The sequence below is a fragment of the Mycobacterium sp. IS-1742 genome (assembly GCF_001500125.1).
In the GTDB taxonomy this organism is placed as follows: Bacteria; Actinomycetota; Actinomycetes; order Mycobacteriales; family Mycobacteriaceae; genus Mycobacterium.
Genome location: NZ_LQIV01000010.1, coordinates 1 through 12,769, shown reverse-complemented (window position 1 = coordinate 12,769; position 12,769 = coordinate 1). Strand labels below are relative to the sequence as shown.

Annotated in this window: 11 protein-coding genes and 1 pseudogene; 7 read left to right on the top strand and 5 right to left on the bottom strand. The window is 71.1% G+C overall.

The genetic code is table 11. The features are described 5' to 3' along the window. Positions 1–2 precede the first annotated feature (2 nt). Together AU196_RS07545 and AU196_RS07540 are read right to left on the bottom strand one after the other, a co-directional pair. Entirely contained in the window at positions 3–1,640 is a 1,638-nt protein-coding gene (locus tag AU196_RS07545; RefSeq protein ID WP_059094488.1) for a phospho-sugar mutase, read from the bottom strand. Further along, positions 1,637–2,101 carry a MarR family winged helix-turn-helix transcriptional regulator gene (locus tag AU196_RS07540; protein ID WP_059094487.1) on the bottom strand — a complete coding sequence of 155 codons (465 nt, stop codon included), beginning with the start codon at positions 2,099–2,101 and terminating at the stop codon, positions 1,637–1,639. The genes AU196_RS07545 and AU196_RS07540 overlap by 4 nt, the downstream gene beginning before the upstream one ends. Positions 2,102–2,206: 105 nt before the next feature. On the opposite strand from AU196_RS07540, the gene AU196_RS07535 reads away from it, so the two are divergent. Further along, the gene (locus AU196_RS07535; RefSeq protein WP_059094570.1) at positions 2,207–3,331 is read left to right on the top strand and encodes an AbrB family transcriptional regulator; all 1,125 of its coding nucleotides are present in this window, start codon (positions 2,207–2,209) and stop codon (positions 3,329–3,331) included. Here the strand turns inward: AU196_RS07535 and AU196_RS07530 are convergent. Further along, positions 3,277–4,071, bottom strand: a complete 795-nt coding sequence (locus AU196_RS07530) for a purine-nucleoside phosphorylase (protein ID WP_059094486.1) — start codon at positions 4,069–4,071, stop codon at positions 3,277–3,279. The genes AU196_RS07535 and AU196_RS07530 overlap by 55 nt on opposite strands. A gap of 56 nt (positions 4,072–4,127) precedes the next feature. Between AU196_RS07530 and AU196_RS07525 the strand changes: the two genes are divergently transcribed. Beyond that, on the top strand, positions 4,128–5,309 hold the full coding sequence (locus tag AU196_RS07525) for a M20 family metallopeptidase (RefSeq protein WP_059094485.1): 1,182 nt from the start codon (positions 4,128–4,130) through the stop codon (positions 5,307–5,309). After that, positions 5,306–6,478 carry an amidohydrolase gene (locus AU196_RS07520; protein ID WP_059094484.1) on the top strand — a complete coding sequence of 391 codons (1,173 nt, stop codon included), beginning with the start codon at positions 5,306–5,308 and terminating at the stop codon, positions 6,476–6,478. The genes AU196_RS07525 and AU196_RS07520 overlap by 4 nt, the downstream gene beginning before the upstream one ends. A 14-nt stretch (positions 6,479–6,492) precedes the next feature. Here the strand turns inward: AU196_RS07520 and AU196_RS07515 are convergent, their stop codons facing one another. Then, positions 6,493–7,761 (bottom strand): DUF4032 domain-containing protein, encoded by a 1,269-nt coding sequence (locus AU196_RS07515; RefSeq protein WP_059094483.1) that lies wholly within the window; start codon positions 7,759–7,761, stop codon positions 6,493–6,495. A gap of 99 nt (positions 7,762–7,860) precedes the next feature. Then, positions 7,861–8,349 (bottom strand): gamma-glutamylcyclotransferase family protein, encoded by a 489-nt coding sequence (locus AU196_RS07510; RefSeq protein WP_059094482.1) that lies wholly within the window; start codon positions 8,347–8,349, stop codon positions 7,861–7,863. Between the two features lie 76 nt (positions 8,350–8,425). Between AU196_RS07510 and AU196_RS07505 the strand changes: the two genes are divergently transcribed. The 4 genes and pseudogenes from AU196_RS07505 to AU196_RS26050 form a co-directional block, all read left to right on the top strand. Further along, positions 8,426–9,838, top strand: a complete 1,413-nt coding sequence (locus AU196_RS07505; RefSeq protein ID WP_059094569.1) for an NAD(P)H-quinone dehydrogenase — start codon at positions 8,426–8,428, stop codon at positions 9,836–9,838. A gap of 47 nt (positions 9,839–9,885) precedes the next feature. Next, the gene (locus tag AU196_RS07500) at positions 9,886–11,625 is read left to right on the top strand and encodes a glycerol-3-phosphate dehydrogenase/oxidase (protein WP_059094481.1); all 1,740 of its coding nucleotides are present in this window, start codon (positions 9,886–9,888) and stop codon (positions 11,623–11,625) included. After that, positions 11,622–12,485 (top strand): pseudouridine synthase, encoded by an 864-nt coding sequence (locus AU196_RS07495; RefSeq protein ID WP_059094480.1) that lies wholly within the window; start codon positions 11,622–11,624, stop codon positions 12,483–12,485. Before AU196_RS07500 ends, AU196_RS07495 begins: the two co-directional genes overlap by 4 nt. 83 nt (positions 12,486–12,568) lie before the next feature. Beyond that, positions 12,569–12,769 (top strand): annotated as a pseudogene (locus AU196_RS26050) (RNA-binding protein); the annotation flags it as partial.

The window sequence follows — 12,769 nt, the reverse complement described above, 5'->3', positions numbered from 1 at the left end:
CGTCACCACTGCTGCGCCAGCGCCACCAACTCGTCGCGCACCTGCTGCGCCTCGGCGCGCGCTCTCGGCAGATCGCCGGCGCAGGAACGCCGAACCTCGATGTACGACTTCACTTTCGGCTCCGTCCCGGATGGCCGCACGACCATGCGCACCGACGTGTCGGCGTCGCCTCCGGCGAAGATCAGGGCATCCGAGCGCATCGGCTCGGGTGAGGTGCTCAGGTCGGTGACGGTCACCTCGTGTCCGGCGAGGCGGTCTGGCGGGGTGTCGCGCAACCGGGCCATCACCCCGGCGGTCTCGTCGGCGTCGGCGACCGGGCGACTGACGGCGGCGGTGACGTGGACCCCGTGGCGCAGAGCCAGGTCGTCGAGCACGTCGAGCACGGTGCGGCCCTGTTCCTTGAGCACGCCGACGAGGTCGCAGAACAGCACCGCCGCGCTGATCCCGTCCTTGTCGCGGACCGCGGCCGGATCCACGCAGTGGCCGAGGGCCTCCTCGTAGGCGTACACCATGGTCTTGCCGGGCAGATCGTCGTCGGCGCGCGAGAGCCACTTGAAACCGGTGAGCGTCTCGACGTGGTGGGCGCCGTGCGCGGCGGCGATTGCCGCGAGCATCCGTGAGGACACCACGGTGGTGGCCACCATGGTCGCGTCCATGACCTCGCCGGGCTCGACCTGGGCGAGGAGGTAATCGCCCAGCAGCCAACCGGTTTCGTCACCCGAGAGCATCCGCCAGCCGTCGGGCGTCGGCACCCCGACCGCGCACCGGTCGGCGTCCGGGTCGAGCGCGATCGCGACGTCGGCCTCGACGTCGGCGGCCAGTTCGAGCAGGGCGTCGACCGCGCCGGGCTCCTCGGGGTTGGGTAGTGACACGGTGGGGAAGTCGGGGTCGGGGGAGAACTGCTTGTCGACCACGTGCACGTCGACGATGCCTGCGCGGACGAACGTGTCCATCGCGTATTCACCGCCGACGCCGTGCAGTGGGGTGAACGCCACGCGCACGGGCGCCTTGGCGTGCCGGACGTTGGCGGCCCGTTCGACGTAGTGGGCGATCTCCTCCATCCCGCCGGTCTCCACCTCGGCCCTGGGGATCTCGTCGGCGAACGGCGCCTCGGCGACCGCTGCCTCGATGTCGGTGTCGGTGGGGCCGATGATCTGCAGACCCTCTTCGAAGTACACCTTGTAGCCGTTGTCGGTCGGCGGGTTGTGCGACGCGGTGATCTGGATGCCCGCGGCCGCGTGCATGTGCCGCACGGTGAACGCCACGATCGGGGTCGGTACCGCCGCCAGCAGCAGCACCACCTCGAACCCCTGTGCGGTGAGCACTTCGGCGGCGGCGCGGGCGAATTCGTCGGAGCGGTGCCGGGCGTCCCGGCCGACGACGACCTGCGAACCGGCCATGCCGCGGTCCTTGAGGACCTTGGCCACCGCCCACGTCGTCCGCAGCACGACGGCCAGGTTCATCCCGTTCGGACCGCCGCGCAGCGGCCCGCGCAGCCCTGCCGTCCCGAACGTCAGTGGGCGGGAGAACCGCTCGTCGAGTTCCTCCGGACTGCACTCGGACAACTCCGCCGCAGTTTGCGGGTCGGGGTCGTGCGCAATCCATTCCTGCACGGTCGTCGAGATCGCCGAGGAAGTCATGGAGCAAGTGTGCCCGCTTTGCCGTCAATTAATGCCAGCTTGCGGAGCACTGGTGCGACGAGCATGAGCAGGTCGAACTCCAGGTCGGTCAGCGTGTCGGCCATGGCCCGGTGCAACCAGGCGTCGCGTTCGGCGCGGTCGGCCTTGAGCAGTGCCGCACCGGCAGCGGTCATCTCGATGAGTTGCCTGCGCCGGTCCCGGTCGTCGGGGCGACGCGAGATGAGGTTGCGGACGAGCAGTTCGTTGATGCTCTCGGTCAGAGACTGCGCGCGCACGTGCAGGCGGGCGCCGAGTTCGGCCGGGGTGGTGACGCCCGAGCGGCTGACTTCGCCGAGCAGTTCGAGCTGGCTCAGCGTCAGCCCGTGGTCGGGCCGGTGTCGTCGCATCTGGCGGGCGACCGCCATGATCGCCTCGCGAAGCTCGGTGGCGGGCTCGGTGGCGGGCACGGCACGTTTGGTCATGAACAAGTTATACCTTCATATTTGTGGCAATCACAGCGGAAAACCTCATGTTGCATCGATGGTTTATGAAGGACATACTTGGCACTGAGCCGGTGGGGAGATGTGATGCGCCGAATCCTGAAGTGGGTGTTGCTGGTCGCGGCGTCGGTCGCCGTCACCGTTCCGCTGACCCTGGCCGGGGTGCCGTCGGCCGGTCTGTTCGCGGCGCTGGCCGTCGGTGCCGCACTCGCCCTGCTCTCGGTCGCACCCGCCGGGGTGCCCCGCCCCGCGGGCGTGGTGGCCCAGGGGGTGCTCGGCGTCTACATCGGCACGATGGTGCAGCGCGACGCGTTCAGCGCGCTCGGATCGGACTGGCCGTTCGTCGTGGGCGTCGTCGTCGCGACGCTGCTGCTGAGCGTGGTCGCCGGCGCGCTGCTCGGCCTGCACCGTGACGTCACCCCGCTGACCGGGTCGCTGGCGCTGACGGCGGGCGGCGCCTCCGGTCTGGTGGCCATCGCCCGCGACCTCGGCGGCGACGACCGCGTGGTGTCGGTGGTGCAGTACCTGCGGGTGGCCCTGGTGACGGCGTCCATGCCGGTGGTCGTGGCGTTCGTCTTCCACCCCGGCGAATCCCGACCCTCCGGCGACGTGACGCAACAGGGCGCCGCCCCTTGGTATCTGAGCCTGGCCATGCTGGCCGTCCTGGTGCTGCTCGGCGCCGCGGGCGGACGGCTGCTGCGGTTACCGGGTGCCGGCCTGCTCGGGCCGATGGCGCTGACCGTGGTGTTGCAGCTGACCGGGTTTTCGTTCGGGTTGTCGGTCCCGACGGTGCTGGTGCAGATCGCCTACTTCGTCATCGGCTGGCAGGCCGGTCTGGCCTTCACCACCGCGTCGCTGCGCGCGATCGGCCGGATCCTGCCCGCCGCGCTCGGACTCATCGCCGTGCTGGGCGTCGCGACGGCCGGTCTCGGGGTGGCGCTCGCGCACTACACCGCGCTGACGCCGCTCGAGGGATATCTCGCGACCAGCCCCGGCGGCGTGTACGCGGTGCTCGCGACGGCGGTGGAGACGGGTTCGAACGTCACGTTCATCATCGCCGCGCAGGTGTTGCGGGTGCTGCTCATGCTGTTCGCCTCGCCGCTGCTGGCCCGCGTGGTGGTGTGGGCGAGCCGGCGGTGGAGCCGTCGTCCCCCCGATCAGAGCGACGCGACGACACCGGCCAGCAGCGCGCCCATTCGCGTCGCGGACTGACGGCCCGCCTCCAGCACTTCCTGGTGCGAGAGCGGCTGCCCGGTCATGCCCGCGGCCAGGTTGGTCACCAAAGAGATCGCCAGCACGTCGGCGCCCGCGGCGCGCGCGGCGATGGTCTCGTGCACCGTCGACATCCCGACCAGGTCCGCGCCGAGTGTGCGCAGCATCCGGATCTCGGCCGGGGTCTCGTAGTGCGGGCCCGGCAGCCCGGCGTAGACGCCTTCGGCCAGCGTCGGGTCGATCGCCTTCGCGACGGTCCGCAACCGCGGTGCGTAGGCGTCGACCAGATCCACGAACTGCGCCCCGACCAGCGGTGAGCGGCCGGTGAGGTTGAGGTGGTCGCTGATCAGCACCGGCTGGCCGACGGCGAAGTCGTCCCGCAGGCCGCCGGCGGCGTTGGTCAGCACGACCGTCCGCACACCCGCCGCGCACGCAGCCCGGACCGGGTGCACGACATGGCGCAGATCGTGGCCTTCGTAGGCGTGGATGCGTCCGACGAGCAGCAGCACCCGGTGCCCGCCGATCGGGACGGACGACACCACCCCTCCGTGACCGGCCGCCGTCGGCGGGGTGAATCCGGGCAACTCGGCCATCGGCACGGTCGCCGTGGCGGTGCCGAAGGCGTCGACCGCGGGCGCCCAGCCCGATCCGAGCACCACCACGACGTCGTGCGCGTCGACTCCGGTGCGGTCGCGGATCGCGGCCGCCGCTTGCTGGGCCACCTCGGCCGGGCTGGTCACGGTGTGCGAGCTTAGCTGTCGGCCGGGGAGCGATCAGGCAGTGAGATACTGCGTCAATGCCCTCCGCCACCGCGTCGACGAGCGTCGAAGACGCCGTCCACCGCCGCCGCGGAGACCTCGTCGCGTTGTCCCACGCGATCCACGCCGAGCCGGAGTTGGCGTTCGCCGAGTACCGCAGCTGCGCCAAGACACAGGCGCTGGTCGCCGAGTACGGCTTCGCGATGACCTCAGCGGTCGGTGGCCTCGACACTGCGTTCCGGGCCTCCTACGGCAGCGGCCCGCTGGTGGTCGGCGTCTGCGCGGAGTACGACGCGCTGCCCGACATCGGGCACGCGTGCGGCCACAACATCATCGCCGCCTCGGCCGTCGGCACCGCGTTGGCGCTCGCCGAGGTCGCCGACGACCTGGGGCTGACGGTCGTGCTCGTGGGCACCCCCGCCGAGGAGGCGGGCGGGGGCAAGGTGCTGATGCTCGAGGCGGGCGTCTTCGACGACATCGCCGTCGCGGTGATGCTGCACCCCGGGCCCGTTGACATCGCCGCCGCCCGGTCGCTGGCGCTCTCGGAGGTCGACGTCACCTACACCGGCCGGGAGTCGCACGCGGCGGTCGCTCCGCACCTCGGGATCAACGCCGGTGACGCCGTCACCGTCGCGCAGGTGGGCATCGGGCTGCTGCGCCAGCAGTTGGCGCCGGGACAGATGGTGCACGGCATCGTCACCGACGGGGGCCAGGCCACCAACGTCATCCCGGCCCGGACCCGGCTGCGCTACACGATGCGCGCCGCGGAGTCGGCCGCGCTGCGTGAGCTCGAGGGCCGGATGGCCGGGTGCTTCACGGCGGGCGCCGTCGCCACCGGCTGCGACCACGAGGTCGCCGAGACCGCACCCGCCTACGCCGAGCTGACCCCGGACCGCTGGCTGGCCGGGGTGTTCCGCGACGAGATGGAGCGGGTCGGCCGCACCCCGGTGCCCGCCGAGGTCGAGGCGGCGCTGCCGCTCGGGAGCACCGACATGGGCAACGTCACGCAGGTGGTCCCCGGTATCCATCCGGTCGTGGGCATCGACGCCGGCGGCGCGTCCATCCACCAGCCGGCGTTCACCGCCGCCGCGGCGGGACCCAGCGCGGACAAGGCCGTCGTCGAGGGTGCGATCATGCTGGCGCGCACGGTGGTCCGTCTCGCCGAGACCTCCGCCGAGCGGGACCGGGTGCTGGAGCGGCAGGAGAGGCGGGCGTCATGAGCGTGCTCAAACACGCCGCCGCACGCTGGCTGTCGGCGCACTACGACGAACTGGTCGCCTGGCGCCGCCACATCCACGCCAACCCGGAACTGGGCCGGCAGGAGTTCTCCACCACCCAGTTCGTCGCCGCCCGCCTCGCCGACGCCGGGCTCAACCCGAAGGTCCTGCCCGGCGGTACGGGGCTGACGTGCGATTTCGGGCGCGAGGACGGTCCGCGGATCGCGCTGCGCGCCGATATGGACGCGCTGCCGATGGCCGAGCGGACGGGGCTGCCGTACTCGTCGACCGTGCCGAACGTGGCGCACGCCTGCGGTCACGACGCGCACACCGCGATCCTGCTGGGCGCGGCGATGGCGATGGCGTCGGTGCCCGAATTGCCCGTCGGGGTCCGGCTGATCTTCCAGGCCGCCGAGGAGCTGATGCCCGGCGGCGCGATCGACGCGATCGCCGCCGGCGCCTTGAGCGGGGTGTCGCGGATCTATGCGCTGCACTGCGATCCGCGGCTGGCGGTGGGCAGGGTGGCGGTGCGGCCCGGTCCGATCACCTCGGCGGCCGATCAGGTCGAGGTGACGCTGCACTCACCCGGCGGGCACACGTCGCGCCCGCACCTGACCGGCGACCTGGTCTACGGGCTGGGCACGCTGATCACCGGGGTGCCGGGGGTGTTGTCGCGCCGCATCGACCCGCGCAACAGCACCGTGATGGTGTGGGGTGCGGTCAACGCCGGGGTGGCGGCCAACGCGATCCCGCAGACCGGCACGCTGGCCGGTACCATCCGCACCGCGTCCCGGGAGACCTGGCTGACGTTGGAAGACATTGTGCGCGAGATCGTTTCGTCGCTGCTCGCGCCGCTGGGGATGGAGCACAGCGTGCTCTACCGCCGCGGTGTGCCGCCGGTGGTCAACGAAGAGGTCTCCACGCGCATCCTCACCCACGCGATCGAGGCGATCGGCCCGGACGTGCTCGCCGACACCCGCCAGTCCGGCGGCGGCGAGGACTTCTCGTGGTACCTCGAGGAGGTTCCGGGGGCGATGGCGCGGCTGGGCGTGTGGAGCGGTCACGGCCCCCAGCTGGATCTGCACCAGCCGACCTTCGACCTCGACGAGCGCGCGCTGGGGGTGGGCGTGCGGGCGATGGTCAACATCGTCGAACAGGCCGCCCTGCTGTAGACCCCTCTGCCCGATCAGTCGTCGAGGTCGATCACCGGCATCGGCTGCGTCGGCACCTCCGCCACCGCCATCTTGGCCGCCGAGTCGGGCGGGATGACGTCACGGGCCAGCGCGACGAGCGCGCGCTCGGTCCCCACGTCGCGGCCCGCGCGTTCGCTGAGCAACCACCGCACCTCGAGCAGGTCGCAGAACGCCTGGATCGGTGTGCCTGCGCGACCGATCGCCTCGTGGGCGCGGTGCATCGTCGGCGTGGCGACCTCCATCACCCACAGCTGCGCGGCCGTCGAGTCGTCGACGTCCTGGCCGCTCTCACGGCTGAGCTGCGCCTGGAAGGTCTGCAGGTCACCCAGTAGCGTGCGGGCCTGCCCCTCGCCCACGTCGAGGCCGGTCAGTTCGCGCAGCCGTTCGGCGTGGAAGCGGCGGTCGCCGACGCCGACATGCAGCCGTAACCGCTCCGGCGCGGTGTCGCTGACCGGTTGCAGCGTCACCTCCTCGACGGCGAAGCCGAGCTCGTTGAGCCGGCGGATGGTGCCCTCCACGCGGTAGCGGTCGCTGAAGTCGAAGACCGGCTCGGCGTGCAGCACGTCCCACAGTCGCTGGTACCGGTTCGGGATGTCCTGCGCCTCGGCGATCAGCGCGTCCTCGAGTTCCTCCGACGAGCCGAGGTAAGCCGCCAGGTCCATCAGGTCGGCGGCGACGTTCTCGACGAGGATGTCGAGGTCGTGGCCGCGCTGACCGTCGGACAGCCGCGGGTGGACCTCGGAGGTCTCGGCGTCGACGAGCCAGGCCTGCAGCACTTGGCCGTCCCGGGAGAACAACGTGTTGGCCAGCGAACAGTCCCCCCAGAACACCCCGTGGCGGTGCAGTTCGACCAGCAGGCTGGCCATCGCGTCGAACAACCGGGCACGATGTTTGGGCTCTTCGGGTGGCAGCCTGCGGAACAGCCGCCGGTACTGCCACGACCCGTCGAGGAAGCGGGTCAGCAGGATCGAGGTGTCGAAGTCGGGCTGGTGGACCAGACCGGCCCGGCGCACGGCGGGCAGGCCGAGGTCCTCGAGCGCGCCGAGCACGCCGTACTCCTTGCGGGCGATGCGGGGCGGCAGTTCCTTGACCGCCCACAGCGCACCGTCGCAGTCGACGAACTTCACCAGGTGGCGGCTCGGGCCGACGGCGATGTCGCGCAACGGCACGTCGGGAACCGCCCACTCCGAGAGCGGACGATCCCACGGCAGCGCGAGCAGGTCGGCACCCGGGGCGCGCAGCCGGAGTTCGGGCACGGCCATGGACTCAGCCTGTCACCGTCGCGGCGCGCGAGGGTGACGAAAGTGCAGAACGGAGCGCGGCGTGTCGTGTGCAGACCCGCACGCTCGCGGAGAGGGGGACTAGCCGGGAGTCCCGGGGCCGACGCTGCGCGACGGACGGGTCCGCAGGTCGTGCACGTAATCGGCTGGCGCGCCTGCGATCTCGGCCGCATCGGCCATCACGCCGAGGTAGCGCGCCGACGGCAGTCCGCCCTCCCAGGCGTCGACCACGTAGAGCCACGCCAGCACGGGCTCGAGTGGGGTGTCCGTCGAGAACCCTGTGACCCGGTCGACCCGGCAGCGGATCTTCTTGTGGACGCCGAGCTCCGAACCCTCCCAGCGGTCGAGGGTCTCCTCGTCCTCTTTGGTCATGTCGTAGAGCACGACGAACACCTTCGACAGTGGATCCTCGACGACGGTGGCCAGCGCACCCTCCCAGCCGATGTCCTCGCCGCCGAACGTCAGCCGCCAGCCGTGCAGCCAGCCGGTGCCGGCCATCGGCGAATGCGGTGCACGCTCCATCATCTGCTCGGGATGCATGTTCGACCCGTAGGCGGCGTAGAGCGGCACGGTAGGAGAGCTTAACCGGCGACCGCGCGGCCGCGACCGGAAGCGTCCGCCGAGAGCGAACGGCTAGATTGTGCTCGTGGCAACCCGCATCGTGATCATCGGCGGCGGGCCCGCCGGATATGAGGCGGCTCTTGTCGCCGCGGGCAGAGGCCCGCACACCCACGTCACCGTCGTCGACTCCGACGGGGTGGGCGGTGCGTGCGTGCTCTACGACTGCGTGCCGTCGAAGACCTTCATCGCCTCGACGGGGGTGCGCACCGAACTGCGCCGCGCGACCGGCCTGGGTTTCGACATCAGCATCGAGGACGCCAAGATCTCGCTGCCGCAGATCCACAACCGGGTCAAGACGCTGGCTCGGTCGCAGTCCGCCGACATCGGCAGCCAACTGCTGCGCGAGGGCGTCACGGTGATCGGCGGCCGCGGCGAACTGGTCGATGACGTGCCCGGTCTGGCGCAGCACCGCGTCCGCGTGACGACGCACGACGGCAAGACCGGCGTCCTGAAGGCCGACGTGGTGCTGATCGCGACCGGAGCGAGCCCGCGGGTGCTGCCCAACGCGGCGCCCGACGGCGAGCGGATCCTCACCTGGCGCCAGCTCTACGACCTGACCGATCTGCCCGAGCACCTGGTGATCGTGGGTTCCGGTGTGACGGGCGCCGAGTTCTGCAACGCCTACACCGAACTCGGCGTGACCGTGACCGTGGTCGCCAGCCGCGACCAGATCCTGCCGCACGAGGACAGCGACGCCGCCGCCGTGCTGGAGGAGGTGTTCGCCGAACGCGGCGTCACCCTGGTCAAGAACGCCCGCGCCGATTCGGTGACCCGCACCGAGACGGGGGTGAGGGTGCAGATGACCGACGGCCGGTGCGTCGAGGGCAGCCACGCGCTGATGACCGTCGGGTCGGTGCCCAACACCGAGGGGCTGGGCCTCGAGCGCGTCGGCGTCGAACTGGGCCGCGGCGGGTACATCCCCGTCGACCGGGTGTCGCGCACGCCCGCAGCCGGCATCTACGCCGCAGGCGACTGCACCGGCCTGCTGCCGCTGGCGTCGGTGGCGGCGATGCAGGGCCGCATCGCGATGTACCACGCGCTGGGTGAGGGGGTGGCCCCGATCCGGCTGCGCACCGTGGCGTCGGCCACGTTCACCCGCCCCGAGATCGCCGCCGTCGGGATTCCGCAGACCGCGATCGACGATGGCAGCGTGCCCGCCCGCACGCTGATGCTGCCGCTGAACACCAATGCCCGCGCGAAGATGTCGCTGCTGCGGCACGGCTTCGTCAAGATCTTCTGCCGGCCGGCGACCGGCGTGGTCATCGGCGGTGTCGTGGTGGCCCCGATCGCGTCGGAGCTGATCCTGCCGATCGCGCTGGCGGTGCAGAACCGGATCTCGGTGACCGACCTGGCGCAGACTTTGTCGGTGTATCCGTCGCTGTCCGGGTCGATCGTCGAGGCGGCACGTCGCCTGATGGCACACGACGATCTGGACTGATCCCCGCCGACGCGAGGAGCAAAGGAACAGCACGTAGCCTGGGAACGGTGAGCGACCCGATCCCCAGCAACGGGCAGACGCTGCTCGGACCGCAGCAGCGGGCCGAGGCCTGGCAGCGGCTCGGTGCCGAGCAGTTCGACGTCGTGGTGATCGGCGGGGGTGTGGTCGGTGCGGGCGCCGCGCTCGACGCCGCCACCCGTGGACTCAAGGTCGCGCTGGTCGAGGCGCGGGACTTCGCCTCCGGCACGTCCAGCCGCAGCAGCAAGATGTTCCACGGCGGCCTGCGCTATCTCGAACAGCTCGAGTTCGGGCTGGTGCGCGAAGCGCTGCACGAACGCGAGCTGTCGCTGACCACGCTGGCGCCGCATTTGGTCAAACCGCTGCCTTTCCTGTTCCCGCTGACCAACCGGTGGTGGGAGCGGCCCTACGTCGCGGCGGGCATCTTCCTCTACGACCAGCTCGGCGGCGCGAAATCCGTTCCCGCGCAGCGCCATCTCACCAAGTCCGGAGCGCTGCGGCTGGCGCCGGGGCTCAAACGCAGCTCTCTGATCGGCGGTATCCGCTACTACGACACGGTCGTCGACGACGCCCGCCACACCATGACCGTCGCCCGCACGGCCGCGCACTACGGCGCGGTGGTGCGCACCTCCACGCAGGTGGTCAACCTGCTGAGGGAGGGCGACCGGGTGATCGGTGTCGCCGTGCGCGACAGCGAGGACGGGTCGGTCACCGACGTCCACGGCCACGTCGTGGTCAACGCCACCGGCGTGTGGACCGACGAGATCCAGGCGCTGTCGCGCCAACGCGGCCGGTTCCGGGTCCGGGCGTCGAAGGGCGTGCACATCGTCGTGCCACGCGACCGCATCGTCAGCGAGGTGGCGATCATCCTGCGCACCGAGAAGTCGGTGCTGTTCGTCATCCCGTGGGGTACGCACTGGATCATCGGCACCACCGACACCGACTGGAACCTGGACCTGGCGCATCCGGCCGCGACCAAGGCCGACATCGACTACATCCTCGAGACCGTCAACACGGTGCTCGCCACGCCGCTGTCCCACGACGACATCGACGGCGTCTACGCCGGACTGCGGCCGCTGCTGGCGGGGGAGAGCGAGGAGACCTCGAAGCTGTCGCGCGAACACGCGGTGGCGGTGCCTGCGCCGGGGCTGGTCGCGATCGCCGGCGGCAAGTACACCACCTACCGGGTGATGGGGGAGGACGCGATCGACGCGGCCGCCGAATTCGTGCCGGCCCGGGTGGCGCCGTCGATCACCGAGAAGGTGCCGCTGATGGGCGCCGACGGGTACTTCGCGCTGATCAACCAGACCGAGCACGTCGGCAAGAACTACGGTCTGCATCCCTACCGGGTGCGTCATCTGCTCGACCGGTACGGCTCACTGATCAACGAGGTGCTGGCGCTGGCCGAAGGCCGACCCGATCTGCTCACCCCGATCACCGAGGCGCCCATCTACCTCAAGGTGGAGGCCGCGTACGCCGCGGCCGCCGAGGGAGCGCTGCACCTCGAGGACATCCTGGCCCGCCGCATGCGCATCTCGATCGAGTACCCGCACCGGGGCGTCGACTGCGCCCGCGAGGTCGCCGAAGTCGTTGCGCCCATTCTGGGTTGGAGTGCCGACGACGTCACCCGTGAGGTGGACACCTACTGTGCCCGCGTCGACGCCGAGGTGCGCAGTCAGCAGCAGCCCGACGACGAGTCCGCCGACGCGCTGCGCGCGGCGGCGCCCGAGGCCAGGGCGGAGATCCTCGAACCCGTCCCGTTGCGATGAGCCGCGTTCGGCCCGCGCCACTTCCGGTGTGCGACGGGCTCGGACCCGCGCGGGTGCGTCTGCGAGGAGGCGCCGTCCTGGTCGAGCTGGCTGACCGCTTCGGGGAGTCGGTGGCGGCCAAGGTGTTCGACGGTGGGGTGCTGACCGCCGACGGACGCGTCGTCACCGCGGCCACCGTGCTGCCGCCTGGCGCGCACGTGTACCTGTATCGGGATCTGCCGGTGGAGGTTCCGGTGCCGTTCGAGATGCCGGTGCTGTACCGCGACGAGAACATCGTGGTCGTCGACAAACCGCACTTCCTCGCGACGATGCCGCGCGGCCGCCATGTGGCCGAGACCGCGGTGGTCCGGCTGCGCCGCGCACTCGACCTGCCCGAGCTGAGTCCCGCGCACCGGCTGGACCGGCTCACCGCCGGGGTGCTGCTGTTCACCGCCCGTCGGGAGATCCGGGGCGCGTACCAGACCCTGTTCTCCGACGGCGCGGTCGCCAAGATGTATCTGGCGCGGTCGGCCGGTCACCGCACGGTCGACCTGCCGACGGTGGTGCGCAGTCGAATCGTCAAGCAGCGCGGCCGGTTACAGGCTTTCGAGGAGCCGGGGGAGCCCAACGCCGAGACGCTGGTCGAACATCTCGGTGACGATCTGTACCGGCTGACGCCGCGGACCGGCCGCACACACCAGCTGCGGGTGCACATGGCCTCGCTCGGACTGCCGCTGCGCAACGACCCGCTGTATCCCGACGTCGTCGACGTCGCGCCCGACGACTTCACCGCTCCGCTGCAGTTACTGGCCCACACCGTCGAGTTCGACGATCCGCTGACCGGTGTGCGGCGGGTGTTCGTCACCGGCCGTACGTTGTGATTTCGGTGCAGTTGGTCGCGCTGGGCGCGACCAACTGCACCGAAACCGCCCGGAAGGTGGTGCGGCGGGGCCACAATCGGCGGGTGCGAAGACTATGGCCGTTGTCCGGCGCCTGCGCCGCGGCGCTGATGTTCGCGGCGACGCTGACCCCGACGGTTCCCACGGCAGAGGCCACGCTGTGCGGATCGGTCGGTGGCCGGTTCGTCGATGTCAGCGGCTGCTCGGATCCGCTCGCCTATCTCAACGACGCGCTTCCGCCACCTCCCCCCCCCCCCCCCCCGCCC